Source organism: Chelativorans sp. ZYF759 (assembly GCF_012911015.1).
Taxonomy (GTDB): domain Bacteria; phylum Pseudomonadota; class Alphaproteobacteria; order Rhizobiales; family Rhizobiaceae; genus ZYF759.
This window is the reverse complement of record NZ_WVVV01000002.1, coordinates 370,900-390,255: the sequence shown is the minus strand read 5'-3', so window position 1 is coordinate 390,255 and position 19,356 is coordinate 370,900. Positions and strand designations below refer to the sequence as shown.

The window sequence follows — 19,356 nt, the reverse complement described above, 5'->3', positions numbered from 1 at the left end:
GGGGCAACATTGCCCCGCGTGCCGGAAACGAGAGGCGGTCAGGCGCCTTCGACGACCTGGAAGCCTTCGAAAACAGGGTGTCCGAGATAAGCCGGCTTGTGGTCGCCGGCATTCTTGTGGGCGTCGCGGAAGTTCTGGGATTTCGTCCAGGCGACAAAATCTCCATGGCTCTGCCAGATCGTGTGCGAGGCGTAGAGCGTGTAGCCCTCCTCCTCGTTCACCGGGCCCTTCAAAAGATGGAACGACTTGAAGCCCTGCATCTCGTCCAGCGACGAATTGCGGTTCTTCCACACCGTCTCGAAGGCCTCTTCGGAACCACGGACCACCTTGAAACGGTTCATCGCAAAAAACATGAGTCATCAACCTCTGTGACATGAAGGAGAAAGCGCGGCCGGCGCGATCAGTTGGCCCGGATTGCCGCGGCGCCATCATCGATATTGAGCAGATGACGCAGCTTGGGCTTGTTTCGCGCCAGATCCTCGATCGTATAACCCTCCAGCACCTCGAAGAAGGCGCCGAGCGCTTTGCGCAGGGCCTCGTTCAGCGAGCAGGAATCCACCAGCGGACACTCCGTCGCGTCGTTCTCGAAACACTCGGCCATGGCGAAATTCTCTTCCGTGGCGCGCACGACCTCGAAAAGCGTAATCTCCGATCCCGGCCGGGCCAGCCTGATGCCGCCATTGCGGCCCCTGACGGTCTCGATCATGCGGTTCTCGACGAGCGGCTGGAGAATCTTGAACAGAAAAAGCTCGGACACGGAATAAGCAGCCGCGATTTCGGGCACACGGCTCAGCCGGCCCTGATTCGCCGCGCAATACATGAGGATACGGACGGCGTAGTTGGTCTGGCGGGTAAGCCGCATGAGACTGCTTCTCCTGTTCCATCGGGAGCGAATTCCCGGTAGATTAGAACAATTCCAGGAAATTGCAAGTAAAGTTGACCGTATGGGTCATGTTTTTGCGACGAGGTGCCGTGCGCTTGGCGCTTGAAATTCATGCTGCGCTGCACAATATTGGCGGTCGGCGAGTTGCGACGACTCGGGGAGGACCTCTCGAGGAGCGCGCCATGGACAATATCGTATCTGCCTTCACCGATTCCATCGAAGGTCGCATCAGGCAATTAAGGCCTTCCGACCTCTCGCAATTCACGGAGCACCTGCTGCGTCTGGACCGCGACAGCCGCCGGGACCGCTTCAACGGCACCGCCAGCGACGCTTTCCTTTCGACCTATGCGGAGCGCTGTTTTCATGACGGCACCACCGTGGTCGGCTATCTCGGCCGCGAGGGACATGTGCATGGTGCGGCGGAACTGCACGAGCGGCCGGAGCTTGCGGATACGGGTGAGATCGCCTTTTCGGTGGAGCCCGGGCACCAGAAACGGGGGATCGGGCGCCGGCTCTTCCGTCGGCTCATCCTGCATGCGCACGCACTCGACTACACGCGGCTGCTCGTGACCACCCACCCCAACAACGAGGCCATGAAGCGGCTCGCGCGAACCTTCCGGGCACGGCTCAGCTTTTCTGATGGTTCGACGATGGGCGAGATAGAACTCGGGCGGCCGGATCTTGAAGGGCTTACAGAGATGCAGCTGTCGGCCTGATGTCGGTGCGCGATTGAACGCCGGCGCCAACGGGCCTACACTCCGAAGATCGCGATCTCAGGAGTTTGTCATGGCCCGCAAACCGCAATCGGATTCCATAATCGACATGTTCGCCAAGTTCGGCGAACAGATGAAGATGCCCGCTCCCGATGTCGAGCGGGTGATCGAGACCCACCGCAAGAACCTCGAAGCCTTCCAGCAGAGCGCGCAGGCGGCCGGCGAGGGAACTTCCAAGATCATGGCCCGCCAGCGCGAGATGCTGGGCGAGACGCTGGAGGAATTCGGCGCCATGGCCCGCGACCTGCAGGCGAGCGCTGATCCCCAGGAGGCCATGCGAAAGCAGGCCGAGTTCACGCGCAAGGCTTTCGAAGCGGCGGTGCGCAACACGGGCGAGATGGCCAGTCTGGTGCGCAAGTCCAACGAGGAATCGATCGAGATTCTGCGTCGCCGGATCCAAGAGAGCATGGAAGAGATGCGATCGGGACTCGAACGGAAATAGGCATCGCAAGGTAAGCCGGTCAGCCCGAAAAAGATCGGAACCAATTGCACTTGGTGAGACTTCTATCTGCGAAGGGTCGAGTGCCCAGGAGGGCTTCCTCCAGGGCGCAAGAATGAAATCGCAGAGTTGTTTCACATGCTTGGAAAGCTATTTGCCTTGGCGGCAATGATCGCCGTGGTCGGGACCGTATTCCACTTTTTCGGAGACGCAGGCGCGGGACCGCAGGCTGTCATTGCGCCGGCGCCCGTCGTTGCCAATGCCGACATGGCGACGCCTGAGGCTGACATCATCGAAGGCCGATAGTGCTATTCCGCGTCAGGCTGCTGTGCCGGCGCGGCATCGGCGAAGGCCGCCATCTCCATACAGACGTCGCGAATGCGCGAGATGACGGGGTATGGCGTCATGTCGACATTGTATCGTGCGTTGTTGGCGACCTGCGCGACCAGGCAGATATCCGCCATGCCGGGGGTGTCGCCATGGCAGAAGCGGCCGGTGTCGGATGAATCTTCCAGAATCTTCTCAAGAGGCTGGAATGTTTCGTTGACCCAGTGCCTGAACCAATCACCGATTTCGGCATCGTCCGCGCCATAGCGCGAGCGCAGCGCATTCAGAACGCGCAGGTTGTTGATGGGGTGTATGTCGCAGCCGATCATCTGGCAGATCATGCGCACACGCGCGCGACCCAGCGCATCAGCCGGCAGGAGAGCCGGCTCGGGCGCGATCTCCTCCAAAAACTCCATGATGGCCAGAGACTGGGCCAGTACCGTGCCGTCCTCCCAGACGAGAGCCGGCACGAGCCCCTGCGGATTGATCGCAAGAAACTCCGGTTTCCGGTTCTCGCCATGGCGCAGGTGATGGGCGACGTAATCGTAGTCCAGACCCTTCAGGGCAAGGGCGATGCGCACGCGGTAGGAGGTGGAAGAGCGGAAGTAGTTATGCAGGATGATCCGGCTCATTGGTCCCCATCCTGGACCTGTGCCGACTCTTCAATGGCCGCGAGTTCGTTCAGCATGTCGATCAGGGCCTCCAGGCGTTGCGCGCCGTAGCGGCTGCGCAGTTCGTCGTGAATGGCGAGCGCGGACGGAACGATCATCTCGATGAAGGCGACGCCGGCGGGCGTGATCGAGAGCATGCTGCGGCGTGCGTCGCCATTGTCCTGCATGCGGCGCACGAAACCCCGGTCGTGGAGCGTCTTGATCATCCGCGTGAGGCTTGGCGCCAGAACGCAGGCGCGCTCGGCAAGGCGGCTTGCATCAAGCGGGCTGGTCTCCTGAAGAACGCGCAGAACACGCCATTGCTGCTCCGTCGTACCGTGCTCGGCGAGCAGGGGCCGGAACCGGGTCATGATGGATTCGCGCGCGCGCAGGAGTGCGATCGGGAGCGATCTGTCGAGGTGCACCGGTGCACGTCCTTGCCCGGAACGATCCGGCACGGTCTGCCGGTCCACTGCATTCATCGTTTCAATATCCTTTCGTCCAGGCTCAGTCGCCGTAGGGTACCCAGACATTCTTGACTTCCACGGCTCGCCGCAGAAGCGCGGCGAGCTTGCCCTGGGGGCCGTTCCAATCGGTGGCACGGCCGCCACTCGTCCAGACGCGCTTCAGATTTCCCGCCGATTCAATCTCGACCGTGCGGCAGGTCTCGGCATCGGCCACGCACCACAGGCCGTCGAGATCGTCGTGTCTGGCCAGCACGGCGGCCAGTTCTGCCGGGTTGCCGGTGACGATGTTGACCGCGCCGGCGGGCAGGTCGGAGGTCTCGAAGACCTGGTAGAGATCGGTGGCAACCAGAGCGTGGCGCGGCGAGGGCACGGCGACGACTGCGTTGCCCATGGCGAGCGCGGGCGCCATCATGGCGACGAGGCCGAGCAGCGGCTCGTCGTCGGGCGCGACGATGCCAAGCGTGCCAACAGGTTCGTGCAGGGCGAGCGCAATGGCCCGCATGGGCGGCTGGTGGACGGTGCCTTCGAACTTGTCGGCCATGCCGGCGGCAGCGAAGATACGCTCGATCGCGGCATCGACCTCGGCGCGGGCGGACTTGGCCGAGGCGCCGGTGAGCGAGGCGATGCGGGTGGCAAACTCGTCGGCGCGGATGGCGAGATTTTCGGCCAGGAAGAAGAGCACCTGCGCACGGTTGTGGGCCGTGGCCGCGCCCCAGCCGGATTTGCGCGCGGCGGAAACCGCGTCGCGGATGTCCTTGCGGCTGCCGATGCCGGCTTCGCCGACGAGTCGGCCCTTGGCGTCGTGGATCGCGTAGGAATAGTTGCCGTCCGGGCGTACCTGCTTGCCGCCGATGAACAGTTTTGGGGTGCGGTCGATGACGGCCACGTCGCCAGCCTCACGCACACCGGCGCCGCCGGGGAAGGGCCAGGGTTCGATGGCGGTGGCCTTTTTGGCGGCTGCGGGCGCCAGATATTCCAGCATGCCCTCGCGGCCGCCCTCGCGACCGAAACCGCTCTCGCGATAGCCGCCGAAGCCGCAGGCGGCGTCGAAGAGGTTGGTGCCGTTGATCCAGACCACGCCGGCCTTCAGTTGCGGCGCGACATGGAGGGCGAGATTGATGTTTTCCGACCAAACGGAGGCTGCGAGCCCGTAGCGCGTGTTGTTGGCGAGTTCGATCGCCTCGCCGGTGGTGCGGAAGCTGATGGCGGCGAGAACCGGGCCGAACACCTCTTCCTGGACCAGCAGATTCGACGTGCCGACATCGGTGGCGAGCACGGGCAGATGGAAATACCCGGTCTCGGGCAAGGCACAGTCGGGCCGCCAGATCGTGGCGCCCTGAGCTTCGCCCTTCGCCACCATCGAGCGGACGCGCTCGAGTTGTACCTTGTCGACGAGCGGGCCGATATCGGTGTTCTTGTCGAGCGGGTCGCCGAGGCGCAGATGGCCCATGCGCTCGCGCACCTTGGCGAGAAAGCGCTCGGCCACGCTTTCCTGCACCAGCAGGCGGGAACCCGCGCAGCAGACCTGGCCCTGGTTGAACCAGATGCCGTCGACGAGACCTTCCACGGCCGAGTCCAGATCGGCATCCTCGAAGACGATGAAGGCCGACTTGCCGCCGAGTTCCAGCGACAGTTTCTTGCCCGAGCCGGCAGTGGCGCGGCGGATGATCTTGCCGACCTCCGAGGAGCCGGTAAACGCGATCTTGTCGACGCCGTCATGCTCGACGATGGCCGCGCCCGCTTCCGGCCCGCCCTGGACGATGTTGACGACGCCTTTCGGCACGCCCGCGCGCTCGCAGATCTCGGCGAAGAGGATCGAGGTCAGCGGCGTGAATTCGGCAGACTTGAGCACGACCGTGCAGCCGGCGGCGAGTGCCGGCGCGATCTTCCAGGCCAGCATCAGGAGCGGGAAGTTCCACGGGATGATCTGGCCGGCGACGCCGACGCCCTGCATGCCGGGAAACTCGTCGTCCAGCGACTGGGCCCAGCCGGCATGGTGGATGAAATGGCGGATGGCGAGCGGCACGTCGATGTCGCGGCTTTCGCGGATCGGCTTGCCATTGTCGAGCGATTCCAGCACGGCAAAGAGGCGGGCATGGCGCTGCATGGCTCGGGCGATGGCATAGAGCACGCGGGCGCGCTCGTAGCCGGATGCCTTGCGCCAGCCAGGCAGGGCTTTTCGGGCGGCGGTGACGGCTGCGTCTATGTCGGCAGCGCCGGCCTCGGCCACCTTGGCGAGCACCTTGCCGGTCGCGGGGTCGGTGGTGTCAAAGGTCCGGCCGGCGGCCGGCTTGCGCCATTTGCCGTCGATGAAGAGGGCGGCGGAAAAATCGCGGCCTTTCAGCCAGCTATCGGCCTCGGCACGCGATTCGGGAGCGGGGCCGTAATCCATGTCGTGATAGCGCTGGAGGATGTTCATGACGATCTTGCTCAGCCCATGGCATGGCGGTGGGCGGCCGAATAGCGGCCGGTCAGATGGTGCTCGAGCTGGCGCTCGATATCGGTGAGCAGGCTGGAGGCGCCGAAGCGGAAGAGTTCGGGCTCCAGCCAGCGGCGGCCCAGCTCCTCGCGCATCAGCACCATCCAGTCGAGCGAGGCCTTGGCGGTCGAGATGCCGCCGGCGGGCTTGAAGCCGATCAGGAAGCCGGTGCGCTCGCGGTAGGTGCGGATGCAGCGGGTCATCGCGAGACCGACGGGCAGGGTGGCGTTGACACTCTCCTTGCCGGTCGAGGTCTTGATGAAGTCGGCGCCCGCCATCATCGCCACCATCGAGGCCAGCGTGACGTTGCGCAGCGTCGAGAGATCGCCGGTGCCGAGGATAACCTTCAGATGCGCTTCGCCGCAGGCCTCGCGGAAGGCGGCGATCTCGTCGTAGAGCTCCTGCCAGCGGGCGCCCAGCACCAGCCCGCGCGGGATGACGACATCGATCTCGTCGGCTCCGTCGCCGACCGAGCCGATGATCTCGGCCAGACGCGTGTGCAGCGGTGCGAGACCGTGCGGGAACGCGGTGGAGACGGCGGCGACGTGGATGCCGGTGCCCTTGAGCGCCTCGACGGCAGTTGCGACGAAGGGGTGATAGACGCAGATCGCGGCCGGGCGGATCAGGGTCTCGCCGAGGCCAAGAGCTTCGGCCAGGTCCGGCCTCAACGGGTTGCGTGCCTTGGCGCACAGGCGCCGGACGCGCTCCGGCGTGTCGTCACTCGACAGCGTCGTCAGGTCCATCAGCGAGATGGCGCGCAGCAACCAGGCGGCCTGGTTGTCGCCCTTGATGGAGCGTCGCCTGGTCAAGGTGCCGACGCGGCGCTCCAGCGCCGAACGGTTGACGTGGCGCATTTCCTCCAGCCAGCCGAGATCGAGCGGCATGCCGGGATTGCGGGGCAGGTTGGTTGACTGCTCGTCGCGACCGGTCGGCAGCCGATGAAGGCTTGCTCCGCTCGCCTGGATTGGGTCGCTTGCCTGCGAAGCCATTGGACTCACTCACATTGCGGCACAAGACACGGACCAACGGCCCGAAAGGCATCCTATGGCATGAATTGGCATCAAAACAAACGGCTGGTGGCGGGCGGCGTGACTATTGTCGGTGCGCGTCGTGTCGGATTAGCCTTGCTGCTCACGTCCTTGCCAACATGAAAGGCTTCCTCATGCTCTACGCCATTCTCTGCTATCACAAGGAAGACGTGGTGGGCGCCTGGACGCGCGAAGAGGAGGAGGCTTGCATGGCCAGACTCGCCGCCGTGCAGGAGGACCTGGCCAGGGAAGGTCGGCTCGGGCCCGTTGCCCGCCTTCTTCCAACCACGGCGGCCGCCAGCCTGCGCATGAAGGGCGACGAGCCGCTGGTGCTCGACGGACCTTTCGCCGAAACCAAGGAGCAGCTGCTCGGCTTCTACCTTGTCGAATGCAAGGATCTGGAAGAGGCGATCGACGTGGCACGCAGGCTGGAGATCGCGAATCCGGGCGGGACGCACGAAGTGCGGCCGGTCGGCCTCTATTCGCCCGTGCCGGCGACCCTATGAGCGAGCTCGCCTGGATAGACGCGGCCCTCAGTTCCGCGCGTCCCCAGGCGCTGGCCGCGCTCCTGCGCTACTTCCGCGATCTCGACACTGCCGAGGAGGCGTTCCAGAACGCCAGCCTGCGGGCGCTGCGCAACTGGCCCCGGAACGGTCCGCCGCGCGATCCCGTCGCCTGGCTGGTGCTGGTCGGCCGCAATGCCGGCATCGACGAGAAGCGCAAGACCGGCAGGCTGACGGAACTGCCACCGGAGGAAACGATATCGGATGACGGCGACCGCGAGGCGGAACTGGTCGCGACGATCGACGAGGCCGACTATCGCGATGACGTGCTGCGGCTGCTGTTCGTGTGCTGCCACCCGGACCTGCCGCCAACGCGGCAGATCGCGCTGGCGCTCAGGATCGTCTCGGGGCTGCCTGTCGAGCGGATCGCGCGTGCCTTCCTGGTGGGCGAGGCGGCGATGGAGCAGCGCATCACGCGGGCCAAGGCCAAGATCGCCTCGGCCGGGGTGCCGTTCGCGGCACCGGACGCGGTGGAACGAGCGGAGCGGCTGGGCGCCGTGGCGGCGATGGTCTACCTCGTCTTCAACGAAGGTTACTCCGCGACCGGCGAGCATGTGGCCGAGCGGAGCGCGCTGTGCGACGAGGCGATCCGGCTGGGCCGCCTCCTGTTGCGCATGTATCCGGCGGAACCGGAGGTGATGGGGCTGACGGCGCTGATGCTGCTGCAGCACGCGCGCCAACGGGCACGCCACGACGCAGCCGGCCAGATCGTGTTGCTCGACGACCAGGACCGGAGCCTGTGGAACCGGGGCATGATCACCGAGGGGTTGGCGCTGGTCGACAAGGCCGTGCGGCATCGCGCTCCCGGACCCTATCAGGCGCAGGCTGCGATCGCCGCACTCCATGCCAGGGCGCAGCGGCCCGAAGACACCGACTGGAAGCAGATCGACCTGCTCTACGCGGCGCTGGAACGCATGCAGCCCTCACCGGTCATCACGCTGAACCGGGCGGTGGCGGTGGCCAAGGCGCACGGGGCGGAGGCCGCGCTGGCGCTGGTCGAGCCGCTCGGCGACCGGCTCGGATCCTACTTCCATTTTCACGGAGTGCGCGGCTGGCTGCTGAAACAGCTCGGCCGAGACGCGGAGGCGAAAGACGCTTTCGACCGCGCCATCTCGCTCGCCGGCTCGGCGGCGGAAGCCAACCAGATCCGCATTCAGCTCGACGGGCTGCAACGCGATGCGGGGGAACGGGAGGGGGTCGACCAGGGTTGAGCCGTCGAGGAGGTCGGGTCAGGATGGCCCCACCGGAAGCGCGAGAAGCGGAGTTTCCCATGGCCCATGGCTGCGACCATTCCCTGCACAAGACGATCCACCATCATGGCTGGGACCGCGACAACGCGCCCGCCCTGAGGGTGGCGCCTGGCGAGACGGTGGAATTCGACACGGTCGACGCCTCTGGCGGACAGCTTTCGCCGGGCTCCACCGCAGAAGACATCGGGCGCATGGATTTCGGGAAGGTCAACCCGGTCACGGGGCCGGTTTTCATCGACGGGGCGGAGCCGGGCGACGCGGTGAAGGTGACGATCCTCGGTCTTGCGCCGAGTGGCTGGGGCTGGACGGCCAATATTCCGGGCTTCGGGCTTCTGGCCGACCAGTTTGCGGAGCCGGCGCTGCATGTCTGGAGCTACGACACGGCAGCGATGGCGCCAGCGGCCTTCGGGCCGGGCGGGCGCGTGCCGCTGAAACCGTTCTGCGGCACGATCGGGTTGGCGCCAGCGGAAGCCGGAACACACAGCGTGGTGCCGCCGCGCAGGGTGGGCGGCAACATGGACATTCGCGATATCGGGGAAGGGACGGAACTGTGGCTGCCGGTGGAGGTGGCGGGTGCGCTGTTCTCTGTCGGCGACACGCACGCCGCCCAGGGCGATGGCGAGGTCTGCGGCACGGCGATCGAGAGCCCGATGTCGGTGGCGCTGAAATTCGAACTGGAGAAGGGCGCGGCACCGGCTTTCCCGCGCTTCCGCACCAGGGGGCCGGTGACGCGGCATCTCGACGGTGCGGGCTACGACGTGACGACCGGGATCGGGCCCGATCTGATGCAGGCGGCGCGGGACGCGGTCTCCCAGATGGTGGAACTGCTTTCCACGCGCACCGGCATGGCGGCGGTCGATGCCTACATGCTGGCGAGCGTGGCCGGGGATCTGAGGATCAGCGAGATCGTCGACGCACCGAACTGGGTGGTGTCCTTCTACTTTCCGCGGCTCGTGCTGGAATAGGAAAAAGGCCCGGGTCAGGCCGCGCCACGCTGCTCCCGCTCTGCTTCGGTCGCGGCGAATGCGGCCATCTGGTCGGCAAGAGCTTTCTGGAAGGCAGGCCGCGCCTCGCATCTTGCCTGGTAGGCGGCGAGGGTGGGCATCCGGGCGACGATGTCGGTGTGGCGCAGGATGCGCAGCACGCTGGTCATCATCAAATCGCCCGCGGTGAAACGCTGCTCGAGGTAGTCCCGGTCACCAAGCCAGGCCTCAAGATCAGCTAGCCGATTGCGCACGGATGCTTCCACTTCCGGCCGCCGTTGCCGGCTCCATTCTTTCGTCGCGTGGAAAAGATCGATCGCCGCGAGTTGCTGGACGGGAACCTCCACCGTATTGAGCGCGGCCAGAAGCCACGTGACGGCGCGGGTCCGCTGGTCGGGGTCGGTCGGCAGCAGGACCTCGCTGCGCGCGCCGATATGGAGCACGATCGCGCCGGATTCGAAGAGTTCGATATCGCCGTCGCAGAGCGCCGGTACCTGGCCGAAAGGCTGCAGACGGCGATATTCGGCGCTCGACTGATCGGCTGCGTCGAGCAGGCGCACGCCATAGGGCACACCGGCTTCCTCCAACGCCCAGCGGACGCGCAGATCTCGGACAAGGCCCTGCGCAAAGGGCGGGACCCATGCAAGCGCGGTAAGGGTAATCATGCACGATCCTCCGTTGACGCGGGACTGGACGGTGCTAGGCGACCTTGCGGTCGACGAGCCGCGCACCATGCCGGATGTCGAGGATCGGCGTGAAACCGCCGTAGATCATACGGGTGCCGTCAAATGGCATCTCACCGTCGGGGTGGCTCCTCGTATCTTCCATCATCCGCTTCCAGCCTTCCTTGCGGGCTTCCCGGGAAGGCCATTCCACGAAGGAGAAGACCACCGTCTCGTCCGGTTTCGCGATGACGGCGCGGCGGTAATCCGTGACCTTGCCTTCCGGAACGTCGTCTGCCCAGGCCTCGACGACGCGAATGGCGCCCATCTCGAGAAAGACGGGGGCCATCCGCGCCGCCAGTTCGCGATATGCTTCACGCTTGGCTTCCGGGACGGCCAACAGATAACCGTCGGCGTAGCCCATGCCGTCTCCGGTACCCTCATCCACGAAGGCCTGGAAGCCGCCGATGATCATGCGCTTGCCATCGAAGGGCATTGAATTGCCCATTTCCTCCATGCGGGGGTCGGCAGACATCCTGCCGTTGGCGGCATCGCGCGCTTCCCGGGAGGGATACTCGAACCAGGAAAAGACCACGGTTTCGTCAGCCCTGGCCTGGACGGCTCCCTTGAAGTCGTTGACCTTGCCATCCGGCACATCGTCACCCCAGGCCTCGACCATGCGGGCGACGCCGAACTCCCGGAACATGGGCGCGACGCCTGCCGCATGTTGCTGGTAGGCCTGCCGGTTGGCAGTGGGAACGGGGGTAACAAATCCTTCGACGTAGATCATGGTGTTCTCCTCGACATCGCAACCCGCCCGGCTGGACTATTGGATTGATATCAACCTAATGTGGTTTGGGAAAGGCCTGGCGCGATCATGCTGACATTCACTGCCGTGTGATGGGACAAAAACAGGGGAGGCGCGCGGGCCCCCAAGTCCTGCGATACCAAAGCACGCAATCGCATCCAGCGGGCCTGCCAAGGGCGCCAAATTCCCGGCAGTTGAGGCACCCGGCTTTGCTGCGCTGCAGCAAAAACCTTGCATTGCGGCGAGAAAGCGCTAGAATTGGGGCTGTGCCAAGACAAAGCGACTGGTTGGCCGGTACCCTTCAGATTTTCGCTGCGCGTTGCGTGGCGATTGGTGTCGGGACCGGGTGGCGAGTTTGCGTCCAACGAAATCACAGCTAACAGGCCTACGTCATCCAGGATCCTCTCTTACAAGCTCCCCCAGTCCCCTATTCCCGTTTTGCCGTCATCGGCGCCGGGGCCTGGGGAACCGCTCTCGCCACAGTTCTTTCCCGCAACGGCCGTGACGTGATGCTCTGGGCACGCCGCCCGGACCTGGCCGAGACGATCAGCGCCACTGGCGAAAACGCCGAGTATCTTCCCGGCGTAAGGTTGCCCGCGAGCCTGAGAGCCACATCGGATCTGGCCACCGCGCTGGCGGGAGCCGACGCCGTGCTTCTCGTGACGCCATCGACGTCGCTGCGCGACATGTCGCGCAGCATAGGCCCGCTCCTGAATCCCGACGCCGCCATCGCCCTTTGCTGCAAAGGCATCGAGCGCGGCACCGGGCTGCTGCTTTCGGAAGTCGTCGCGCAGGAACTGCCGGGCCACCCTGTCGGCGCCATATCGGGACCGACCTTCGCCAGAGAGACCGCGCTCGATCATCCCACCGCCGCCACCGTGGCATTTCCCTTCGACTACCGCCATCGTCTGGACCCGGGTTCCGCCCCGGCCGTACGGCTCGCCGTTTCCATATCCGGGAGCGGGTTCCGTCCTTACGTTTCCGATGATCTCGTCGGCGTCGAGGTGGGAGGCGCGGTCAAGAACGTGATCGCCATCGCCTGCGGCATGATGTCGGGCGCGGGCTTTGCGGAGAATACGCGGGCGGCGCTGATCACGCGCGGCATCGACGAGATGAAGGCGCTGGCCGAGGCGCTTGGCGGCCGGCGCGAGACGGTCACGGGTCTGGCAGGGGCAGGGGACCTGACGCTGACCTGCTCCTCGACCACCTCGCGCAACATGTCGCTCGGCCTGCAACTGGGACAGGGCCTGGCGCGGCGCGACTGCTTCGGCGGCAAGCCCGTCGTGGTGGAAGGAGAAGCGAACGCCCATTCCGTGATCGATCTCGCGCGCCGGATCGGTGTCGCGATGCCGATCTGCCAGACCGTTCATGCGGTGCTGCACGAAGGCGCCGATCTGGCGCAGGCCTTCGGGGCGCTGTGGTCGCGCCCGATCGAGGCCGAGCCCCGCGCGCTCGATCTGTCGTTTGCCGATGCTCCGGCCGCCGCACCGTTCAACTTCAAGGGAATTGCCATATGAACACTGGCCTGCATGCCGGCCTGCCGCCGCTGAAATCCCGCCGCCTCACGCTCGCGACCGATCTCGACGGGACGTTTCTCGGCGGCACCGACAGCGACCGGGCCGAGCTCTATGGGTGGATCGAGGATAATCGCGACAGCATCGGTCTTATCTTCGTCACCGGGCGCGATCCGGAGTTCATCCTGCGCATGTGTTCGCACGAGGGACTGCCCTGGCCGGATCTGGTCGTGGGCGACGTCGGCACAACCATCGCGCGGGTGGACAGGGAGGAGCAACGCGTCGAGCCGATCGCGGCGCTGGAAGCAGACATTTCGCGGCGTTGGGGAGACAGCGGCATGGCGGTGCGCGACGCGTTGCAGGGTCATCCGGGATTGACGCTCCAGCCGACGCCCTTCCGCTATCGCGTCAGCTACGACCTCGATCCCGCCAAGTTCGACCCGCGTGCCGTCGCCATGGTCGAGGAGATGGGGCTGGACAGCCTGATCTCCGACAACCGCTTCTTCGACGTGCTGCCCCGAGGCGTGTCCAAAGGGCCGTCCCTGCGGCGCCTCGTCGAACATCTCGCGATCCCGGAAGAGCGTGTCCTGGCTGCCGGCGACACGCTGAACGATCTCTCGATGCTGATCTGCGGCCTGAAGGCGGTCGCGGTGGGGAACTCGGAAGCCCGGCTGCTCGAAGAGATCGCCGGCTCGACCACGATTCACAAGGCCCGCGCGCATGGCGCTGCGGGCATCATGGAGGCGATTGCCGCCTTCGAACTCCACGACATTCCAGAAAGAAGAACGCATGCCCTCTAATCTCGTCATCGTCTACCATCGCCAGCCCTATGAGGAAGTCCAGGAAGGCGGGAAGACCGTCTTCAAGGAAAACAAGAGCCCCAATGGCATCGTGCCGACGCTGAAGAGCTTCTTCGGAAGGTTCGACAGCGGTGCCTGGGTGGCCTGGAAGGAGGTGGAGGACGTCAGCAACCCGGATTTCGATCGGGTGGTCGAGATCGACGATGCCTACGGGAGCTATACCGTTTCGCGGCTGCCGCTAACTGCCGACCAGATCCGCAGCTTCTATCACGTCAGCTCGAAGGAGGCCTTCTGGCCCATCCTGCACGGCTTCAAGGAACGCTACAATTACGATCCCGTCGACTGGCCGACCTTTCGGGAAGTCAACTGGGCTTTTGCCGAGGCAGCCGCGGCGGAAGCCGCGGAGGGTGCGGTCGTTTGGATCCACGACTACAACCTCTGGCTCGTGCCGGGCTATCTGCGGCAGCTGCGGCCGGACGTGAAGATCACCTTCTTCCACCACACGCCGTTTCCCTCTGCCGACATGTTCAACGTGCTGCCGTGGCGCGAGGAGATCCTCAAGAGCCTGCTCGCCTGCGATGTGATCGGCTTTCACATTCCCCGCTACGTGAACAATTTCGTTTCGGCTGCGCGCAGCCTGCTGGAGGCCACCGTCGTGGACCGGCAGAAGGTGAGCGAGGCCATGTCGTCGCGCGCGACCGCGCTTTCCGAGCAGACCGTGCCGACGACGTTGCAGTTCGAGGGCCGGACCGTGGCGCTCCAGGCGTCGCCCGTCGGGGTCGACGTGGGCTATATCCAGGCCATTGCCGGGCGCCCGGAGACGGCCAGCCAGACGGCGGAAATCCGCCAGGAACTGGGCCAGTCGCGGCTGCTCCTGTCGGTCGGTCGCACCGACTACACAAAAGGCGGCATCGAGCAGCTGGAGAGCTACGAGCGGCTTATCGAGAACAATCCCGATCTGCGCGGGCATATCCGGTTGATGCACGTGTCCGTGCCCGCCAACCGCAACATGTCGGTCTACGAGAACATCCAGAACGACCTCGAACAGATCGCAGGGCGGATCAACGGCCGCTTTGGCCGCCTCGACTGGCAGCCGGTAACGCTGATCTCGCGTCCGTTGGCATTCGAAAGCCTGGTTGCCTATTACCGCGCGGCCGACATCGCCTGGATCACGCCGCTGGCCGACGGCATGAATCTCGTGGCCAAGGAGTTCTGCGCGGCGCGGGTGGATGGCGACGGCGTGCTGGTGCTTTCGGAATTCGCCGGCGCAGCGGTGGAGCTGCACTCGGCCATCCTCACCAATCCCTTCTCGCATCGCTCCATGGACCAGGCTGTCCTGCAGGCGCTCGCCATGGGAGAGGAAGAGCGTCGCCACCGGATGGGCGCGTTGCGCGAGATGGTGGCGCGCCAGGACGTCCGCTTCTGGGCGGAAGACCAGATGCGGGCGCTCGCCAGGGGCGATGAAGCGGTGGTCGATTTCGCCGCCGCCAGCTGACCGCCTCGATGCCAGCGACCTGCAAGGCGCATGGCAGGCTTTCGGAACAATTGCGCCCGGCAGATCGTAGGGAGACGAAGCCGGGGCAGCGAGGCCGTGCCCAGGCGCGACCATGTAGCGAAAGCAAGGAGCGACGATGCCACTGGATGACCGGATTGCCAGCGTAGAGCCCTTCAAGGGAGTGGTGAACATCCGCTATCGCGGTGCGGTAATTGCTTCCAGCGAGGCGGCTCTCACCGCATTGTGTCATGACGGCGAAGAATTGCATCTCGTGCCCTTCAGGGACGTGAATTTCGAGTTGCTCACGGAAAGCGGTCGTCCTTCCGACAGCCCGCTCCTGTCCTATTGGGACGTGGTGGCGGTGGGCGAGCGGCTGGAAGCTGCCGTCATCGTGTTCGAAAAAGCGACGGAGGATGGGCGCGTGCCGGTTGCCCACGCCGCCTTTGTGTCGGACGAGCTCGATGCGGATATCGTGACGTCCGAAGAGAAGGCGCAGCGCGTCGCGGACTGGCCAGGCTAGAGCGGAGTCCGACACAAGCCGTCGACGGGTTGAGGCCACCATCTCGCGCGGGGCGCCCCCCGTGTGAGGTCGGGGGCGGGCTGCAACAGTTTCGTGCTGGCGCTGCAGCCGCTGTGTCGGAGATTAAGCGGTTTCTGGCGGCCTAGCCGGTCCCTACGAAAATAAAGACCACAAGCGCTGCGGCGACTGCCACCGCGACGGCGACGGGCCATGCCCAGCGTGGCGCATGACGACGTATGGGACGCTCCGGCGGGCGCATGGCGCTGCTGAAGGAAGGATCGGGGCCGCGATTGACGTCGCTGCGCTGGCTGGTGCGCGCCAACTCGGCGCTCGCGCCTTCGAGACCGACACCGCCGGCTTCGGAATCGGTTTCCAGCGGGGCGAGGGCCGGGTCGAAGCCCGGCCGCTTGTCTCCTGTGTCGCCCGCCTGGATGTCGCCCCTTACCTGGGCGCCGTTGCTGCTCACATTCTGCCTGTCGGCCATGGCCTTCTCCATCTTCCTGACGATTCGCTCTTCTCGAACCATCGGAGCTCGGGTTTTGCTCCCGTGGGATGGAGATTGACTGCATTCCCGCCAAGGCCCGGCGTGTCCTGCCGGCCACAGTGTCAGGCGCCCGTGGCCGTGCCTCGATTTATCCGCGCTGCCCCTATATATGGCGTAGGCACCCCTCCCGGCCCGCGTCCTTGCCGGCGGCGGACACGTTTGAGAAGAGATGATGGCAGAAGACAGCAAGGGCCAATGGACGCCCGCGATCTACACGGCTCCCGTTCTAGCCGTTGCACCTATGATGGACTGGACGGATCGGCATTGTCGTTTCCTGCACCGTCAGTTCACGCGTCGTGCGCTGCTTTATACCGAAATGGTGGTGGCGGATGCCGCAATCCATGGGCCGCGCGAAAGGCTCCTGGGATTTGACGACGTCGAGCAGCCCGTTGCGCTGCAACTCGGCGGCTCGGAGCCCAAGAAGCTTGCCGAGGCTGCCCGGATCGGCGCGGGTTTCGGCTATTGCGAGATCAATCTCAATGTGGGTTGTCCCTCCGATCGCGTGCAGAGCGGCACCTTCGGCGCCTGCCTGATGAAGACGCCCGATATCGTGGCGCGTTGCGTGGCGGCCATGAAGGAGGTCGTCGACGTGCCGGTGACGGTGAAGTGCCGCATCGGGGTCGACGAACAGGATCCCGGACCGGCGCTCGACGGGCTGGCACAGGCGGTCTGGATGGCGGGCGCGGACGCGCTGTGGGTGCATGCCCGCAAAGCATGGCTGCAGGGCCTCAGCCCCAAGGAAAATCGCGAAGTCCCGCCGCTCGACTATGAGCGCGTCTATCGGCTGAAGCAGGAGAATACGAGTCGATTCATTGGTTTGAATGGCGGCGTTCAATCGATAGCGGAAGCGCTCGTCCATCTCGACCATGCCGATGGCGCAATGATCGGCCGGGCCGCCTATCAGAATCCCGGCGTTCTGGCCGAGGTCGACAGGCTGGTTTACGGCGAGGCGGTCGATCCGGTCGATCCGGGCGAGATCATCGCGGCTATGGCCGAACATGCGGGACGCCACATCGCGGCCGGCGGCCGGCTCAGCCATGTCACGCGCCACATGGTCGGCATGTTCCACGGCCAGCCGGGCGCGCGCCGTTTCCGCCAGATTCTATCGACCGAAGCTACCCGGCCGGGAGCCGGCCCCGAGGTGCTGACAAAGGCCCATCAGGCCATCACGCAGGGGCTGGAGTTGCACGCGGCCTGACTGGCCGATTTACACGGTCCCCCGTTTGGGCTAGCCAGCGTCTCTCGTCTCGGGACATGGATTTCATGGATCAATTTGCATCGATTGCCGGCGAACTGGCTCCGTTCGTCGTGGCGATGGCGGCGGCTGGCGTCGTCGCGGGGCTTCTGGCGGGCGTATTCGGCATTGGTGGCGGCGCCGTCCTGGTGCCGGTGTTCTATCAGGTGTTCGGGCTGATCGAGATCGACGAGGCGGTGCGCATGCATCTGGCGGTCGGGTCGTCGCTGGCCATCATCGTGCCGACCTCCATCCGGTCCTTTTTCGCGCACAAGGCGCGCGGGGCGGTCGACATGGACGTCCTGCGCGGGTTCCTGATCTCGGTACCGATCGGCGTGGTGCTGGCGGCGCTGACGGCCGCCTACATCTCCAGTGCGGGCCTGCGCGCCATTTTCGCGGCCATCATGATCCTGGTCGGCGTTCGGCTGCTGTTCAACCGCGAAAGCTGGCGTCTCGGATCCCAACTTCCCTGCAATCCGATGCGCTCCATCGTGGGTGTCGTCATCGGCTATCTGTCCACGCTTATGGGTATCGGAGGCGGAATCCTGAACAACACCTTCATGACCCTGTTCGGCAGGCCGATGCATCAGGCGGTCGCCACCTCGGCGGGCGTCGGCGTCCTGATCGCCATTCCGGGTACGCTGGGCTACATCTGGGCGGGGTGGGGAAACCCGCTGCTGCCGATCCTCTCGACCGGCTTCGTGAACTGGGTGGCCGTGGCGCTGATCATCCCTATCACGCTGGTGGTGGCTCCTTACGGCGTGCGCATCGCGCACTGGATGCAAAAGCGGCATCTCGAGATCGCGTTCGGCATCTTCTGCCTAGCGATGTCGGCGAGGTTCTTCGCCTCGCTGCTCTGACGCGGATATGCAGGGCCGCTTCCCGCGGCCCTTCAGGCGTCAGCGTCGGTTGATGCGGGCGCGCTCGCGCAGTTCGGCCTGATATTTTTCCGACAGGGCCTGCAAGCCGCTCTCGGTCTGGTTCTCCGCCTGGAAAACGAGCTGCGCCACGTGGTCGTCCGACACTTCGCGGGCGCTGCAGATCGCGATGAATTCGACGCCGCGTTCGGTATCGCGCACGGTCGTGGCCTGTCCGGCCCGGATGGAGGTGATGCGGTCTTTCCAATCCGGTGGCAGCTCCGGTTGAAGCACCCGACCGAGATCGCGGACCGTCACGTCGATGAGACCGCGCGACATCTCGCGCGTCGTCTCGCAACTCTGGAAGCGGGCGCGCAACTGTTCGGCTTCGCGGCGACGCTGGGCGAGACGGGCACCGCGTTCGGCGGCCGGAACCACGAAGATGACCTGCTGCAACATGTATTCGGTCGCCGAGGGCTTCTCGCCGCCCTGTTCCATCATGCGGCGCACGGCTTCCTGTTCGCTCACGCGACCGCCGCCGCCCTGCTCGAACTGCGCCCGGGCCTGAAGGACCTGCGCCCAGCCCATCTGTGCACGGATGAACTGGCGGAAGTGATCGCGGGTGACGCCTGAGTCAGCGAGGATCTCGTTCAGCTGCGCGGCGGTCAGATTGTTGGTGCGTGCGAAGTTGTTGTAGGAATCGGTGACCTGATCCTCGCTGATGCGAACGTTCAGCCGCTGCATCTCCTGGAGGCGCAAGGTCTGGTCGATCATCTCGGTGGTGGCACGATCGGCGCCGCCCCCCTGCTGCTGGAGCCTGAGAAAGGCCTGACGACGCTGGATATCGTAGCTGGTGATAGGCGTCTCGTTGACCACGACGCGAATCTCGCTCGCCTGCGCAGGCATCACGCCGGAGACCGGAACGGCCGTGGCGGCGAGCAAGACGGTCATGGTGCCGATCAGCAGGCCTCTCGTGACCTTTTTCATATCGATGTTCCCTGAATTTCGATGTCCGCACCTGCGCTAGCGCAATTTTGCACCCTTGTCAGCGCCTTCTTGGGCGAAAGCATGACACACAAG

The 19,356-nt window shown here is 65.2% G+C and carries 21 protein-coding genes; 11 read left to right on the top strand and 10 right to left on the bottom strand.

The genetic code is table 11. The annotated features are described in order from the left end of the window. Nucleotides 1-38: 38 nt before the first annotated feature. Entirely contained in the window at nt 39-353 is a 315-nt protein-coding gene (locus GRZ55_RS05820) for an antibiotic biosynthesis monooxygenase (RefSeq protein ID WP_169285944.1), read from the bottom strand. 47 nt (nt 354-400) lie between these two features. Next, complete coding sequence (gene rirA, locus GRZ55_RS05815; protein ID WP_169285943.1) at nt 401-862, bottom strand: iron-responsive transcriptional regulator RirA; 462 nt, start codon at nt 860-862, stop codon at nt 401-403. A 203-nt stretch (nt 863-1,065) separates the two neighbouring features. On the opposite strand from rirA, the gene GRZ55_RS05810 reads away from it, so the two are divergent. Both GRZ55_RS05810 and GRZ55_RS05805 read left to right on the top strand, forming a co-directional pair. Then, complete coding sequence (locus GRZ55_RS05810) at nt 1,066-1,599, top strand: GNAT family N-acetyltransferase (protein ID WP_169285942.1); 534 nt, start codon at nt 1,066-1,068, stop codon at nt 1,597-1,599. Between the two features lie 70 nt (nt 1,600-1,669). Beyond that, nucleotides 1,670-2,098, top strand: a complete 429-nt coding sequence (locus tag GRZ55_RS05805; protein WP_169285941.1) for a phasin family protein — start codon at nt 1,670-1,672, stop codon at nt 2,096-2,098. Between the two features lie 305 nt (nt 2,099-2,403). On the opposite strand, the gene maiA is transcribed toward GRZ55_RS05805, so the two are convergent. The 4 genes from maiA to deoC are packed head-to-tail and all read right to left on the bottom strand — an operon-like array spanning nt 2,404 to nt 6,902. Next, nucleotides 2,404-3,054: a maleylacetoacetate isomerase gene (gene maiA, locus GRZ55_RS05800; RefSeq protein ID WP_169285940.1), complete on the bottom strand. Its 651-nt coding sequence runs from the start codon at nt 3,052-3,054 to the stop codon at nt 2,404-2,406. Next, nucleotides 3,051-3,554: a homoprotocatechuate degradation operon regulator HpaR gene (hpaR, locus tag GRZ55_RS05795; protein ID WP_169285939.1), complete on the bottom strand. Its 504-nt coding sequence runs from the start codon at nt 3,552-3,554 to the stop codon at nt 3,051-3,053. The genes maiA and hpaR overlap by 4 nt, the downstream gene beginning before the upstream one ends. A 25-nt stretch (nt 3,555-3,579) precedes the next feature. Beyond that, nucleotides 3,580-5,958, bottom strand: coding sequence for an aldehyde dehydrogenase family protein (locus tag GRZ55_RS05790; protein ID WP_169285938.1), 2,379 nt, complete (start codon nt 5,956-5,958; stop codon nt 3,580-3,582). An 11-nt stretch (nt 5,959-5,969) separates the two neighbouring features. Next, the gene (gene deoC, locus GRZ55_RS05785) at nt 5,970-6,902 is read right to left on the bottom strand and encodes a deoxyribose-phosphate aldolase (protein ID WP_246734559.1); all 933 of its coding nucleotides are present in this window, start codon (nt 6,900-6,902) and stop codon (nt 5,970-5,972) included. Between the two features lie 278 nt (nt 6,903-7,180). On the opposite strand from deoC, the gene GRZ55_RS05780 reads away from it, so the two are divergent. Genes GRZ55_RS05780 through GRZ55_RS05770 form a run of 3 tightly spaced genes read left to right on the top strand, consistent with a single transcriptional unit; the run spans nt 7,181 to nt 9,824 of the window. Next, on the top strand, nt 7,181-7,552 hold the full coding sequence (locus GRZ55_RS05780; RefSeq protein WP_169286027.1) for a YciI family protein: 372 nt from the start codon (nt 7,181-7,183) through the stop codon (nt 7,550-7,552). Beyond that, nucleotides 7,549-8,820, top strand: coding sequence for an RNA polymerase sigma factor (locus GRZ55_RS05775; RefSeq protein WP_169285936.1), 1,272 nt, complete (start codon nt 7,549-7,551; stop codon nt 8,818-8,820). Before GRZ55_RS05780 ends, GRZ55_RS05775 begins: the two co-directional genes overlap by 4 nt. Before the next feature lie 59 nt (nt 8,821-8,879). Then, on the top strand, nt 8,880-9,824 hold the full coding sequence (locus GRZ55_RS05770; protein ID WP_169286026.1) for an acetamidase/formamidase family protein: 945 nt from the start codon (nt 8,880-8,882) through the stop codon (nt 9,822-9,824). A gap of 14 nt (nt 9,825-9,838) precedes the next feature. On the opposite strand, the gene GRZ55_RS05765 is transcribed toward GRZ55_RS05770, so the two are convergent. Both GRZ55_RS05765 and GRZ55_RS05760 read right to left on the bottom strand, forming a co-directional pair. Next, on the bottom strand, nt 9,839-10,507 hold the full coding sequence (locus tag GRZ55_RS05765; RefSeq protein ID WP_169285935.1) for a glutathione S-transferase family protein: 669 nt from the start codon (nt 10,505-10,507) through the stop codon (nt 9,839-9,841). Between the two features lie 34 nt (nt 10,508-10,541). After that, on the bottom strand, nt 10,542-11,294 hold the full coding sequence (locus GRZ55_RS05760) for a DUF1428 domain-containing protein (RefSeq protein ID WP_169285934.1): 753 nt from the start codon (nt 11,292-11,294) through the stop codon (nt 10,542-10,544). Nucleotides 11,295-11,704: 410 nt separating this feature from the next. On the opposite strand from GRZ55_RS05760, the gene GRZ55_RS05755 reads away from it, so the two are divergent. From GRZ55_RS05755 to GRZ55_RS05740, 4 genes are all read left to right on the top strand, one after another. Further along, nucleotides 11,705-12,829, top strand: a complete 1,125-nt coding sequence (locus GRZ55_RS05755; RefSeq protein WP_169286025.1) for an NAD(P)H-dependent glycerol-3-phosphate dehydrogenase — start codon at nt 11,705-11,707, stop codon at nt 12,827-12,829. After that, nucleotides 12,826-13,626 carry an HAD family hydrolase gene (locus tag GRZ55_RS05750; RefSeq protein ID WP_169285933.1) on the top strand — a complete coding sequence of 267 codons (801 nt, stop codon included), beginning with the start codon at nt 12,826-12,828 and terminating at the stop codon, nt 13,624-13,626. Before GRZ55_RS05755 ends, GRZ55_RS05750 begins: the two co-directional genes overlap by 4 nt. After that, complete coding sequence (ggpS, locus tag GRZ55_RS05745) at nt 13,616-15,121, top strand: glucosylglycerol-phosphate synthase (RefSeq protein ID WP_169285932.1); 1,506 nt, start codon at nt 13,616-13,618, stop codon at nt 15,119-15,121. The genes GRZ55_RS05750 and ggpS overlap by 11 nt, the downstream gene beginning before the upstream one ends. 136 nt (nt 15,122-15,257) lie before the next feature. Next, entirely contained in the window at nt 15,258-15,641 is a 384-nt protein-coding gene (locus GRZ55_RS05740; protein WP_169285931.1) for a DUF427 domain-containing protein, read from the top strand. 142 nt (nt 15,642-15,783) lie between these two features. Here the strand turns inward: GRZ55_RS05740 and GRZ55_RS05735 are convergent, their stop codons facing one another. After that, a complete protein-coding gene (locus GRZ55_RS05735) occupies nt 15,784-16,125 on the bottom strand; it encodes a hypothetical protein (RefSeq protein ID WP_169285930.1) in 342 nt (113 codons plus the stop codon). Between the two features lie 232 nt (nt 16,126-16,357). On the opposite strand from GRZ55_RS05735, the gene dusA reads away from it, so the two are divergent. Beyond that, nucleotides 16,358-17,383: a tRNA dihydrouridine(20/20a) synthase DusA gene (gene dusA, locus GRZ55_RS05730; RefSeq protein WP_169285929.1), complete on the top strand. Its 1,026-nt coding sequence runs from the start codon at nt 16,358-16,360 to the stop codon at nt 17,381-17,383. Nucleotides 17,384-17,448: 65 nt separating this feature from the next. Next, nucleotides 17,449-18,279 (top strand): sulfite exporter TauE/SafE family protein, encoded by an 831-nt coding sequence (locus GRZ55_RS05725; RefSeq protein WP_169285928.1) that lies wholly within the window; start codon nt 17,449-17,451, stop codon nt 18,277-18,279. 39 nt (nt 18,280-18,318) lie between these two features. Here GRZ55_RS05725 and GRZ55_RS05720 read toward each other — a convergent pair whose 3' ends face one another. After that, nucleotides 18,319-19,263, bottom strand: coding sequence for a SurA N-terminal domain-containing protein (locus GRZ55_RS05720; RefSeq protein ID WP_169285927.1), 945 nt, complete (start codon nt 19,261-19,263; stop codon nt 18,319-18,321). Nucleotides 19,264-19,356 lie beyond the last annotated feature (93 nt).

Bases quoted from the DNA above. Each gene is read 5' to 3' on its own strand.
- GRZ55_RS05775 (WP_169285936.1), top strand. From the start codon at position 7,549: ATGAGCGAGCTCGCCTGGATAGACGCGGCCCTCAGTTCCGCGCGTCCC.
- GRZ55_RS05760 (WP_169285934.1), bottom strand. From the start codon at position 11,294: ATGATCTACGTCGAAGGATTTGTTACCCCCGTTCCCACTGCCAACCGG.
- deoC (WP_246734559.1), bottom strand. From the start codon at position 6,902: ATGCCGCTCGATCTCGGCTGGCTGGAGGAAATGCGCCACGTCAACCGT.
- GRZ55_RS05810 (WP_169285942.1), top strand. From the start codon at position 1,066: ATGGACAATATCGTATCTGCCTTCACCGATTCCATCGAAGGTCGCATC.
- GRZ55_RS05725 (WP_169285928.1), top strand. From the start codon at position 17,449: ATGGATCAATTTGCATCGATTGCCGGCGAACTGGCTCCGTTCGTCGTG.
- hpaR (WP_169285939.1), bottom strand. From the start codon at position 3,554: ATGAATGCAGTGGACCGGCAGACCGTGCCGGATCGTTCCGGGCAAGGA.
- GRZ55_RS05820 (WP_169285944.1), bottom strand. From the start codon at position 353: ATGTTTTTTGCGATGAACCGTTTCAAGGTGGTCCGTGGTTCCGAAGAG.
- rirA (WP_169285943.1), bottom strand. From the start codon at position 862: ATGCGGCTTACCCGCCAGACCAACTACGCCGTCCGTATCCTCATGTAT.
- GRZ55_RS05765 (WP_169285935.1), bottom strand. From the start codon at position 10,507: ATGATTACCCTTACCGCGCTTGCATGGGTCCCGCCCTTTGCGCAGGGC.
- ggpS (WP_169285932.1), top strand. From the start codon at position 13,616: ATGCCCTCTAATCTCGTCATCGTCTACCATCGCCAGCCCTATGAGGAA.
- maiA (WP_169285940.1), bottom strand. From the start codon at position 3,054: ATGAGCCGGATCATCCTGCATAACTACTTCCGCTCTTCCACCTCCTAC.
- GRZ55_RS05720 (WP_169285927.1), bottom strand. From the start codon at position 19,263: ATGAAAAAGGTCACGAGAGGCCTGCTGATCGGCACCATGACCGTCTTG.
- GRZ55_RS05735 (WP_169285930.1), bottom strand. From the start codon at position 16,125: ATGGCCGACAGGCAGAATGTGAGCAGCAACGGCGCCCAGGTAAGGGGC.
- GRZ55_RS05740 (WP_169285931.1), top strand. From the start codon at position 15,258: ATGCCACTGGATGACCGGATTGCCAGCGTAGAGCCCTTCAAGGGAGTG.
- GRZ55_RS05805 (WP_169285941.1), top strand. From the start codon at position 1,670: ATGGCCCGCAAACCGCAATCGGATTCCATAATCGACATGTTCGCCAAG.
- GRZ55_RS05780 (WP_169286027.1), top strand. From the start codon at position 7,181: ATGCTCTACGCCATTCTCTGCTATCACAAGGAAGACGTGGTGGGCGCC.
- GRZ55_RS05770 (WP_169286026.1), top strand. From the start codon at position 8,880: ATGGCCCATGGCTGCGACCATTCCCTGCACAAGACGATCCACCATCAT.
- GRZ55_RS05790 (WP_169285938.1), bottom strand. From the start codon at position 5,958: ATGAACATCCTCCAGCGCTATCACGACATGGATTACGGCCCCGCTCCC.
- GRZ55_RS05750 (WP_169285933.1), top strand. From the start codon at position 12,826: ATGAACACTGGCCTGCATGCCGGCCTGCCGCCGCTGAAATCCCGCCGC.
- dusA (WP_169285929.1), top strand. From the start codon at position 16,358: ATGGCAGAAGACAGCAAGGGCCAATGGACGCCCGCGATCTACACGGCT.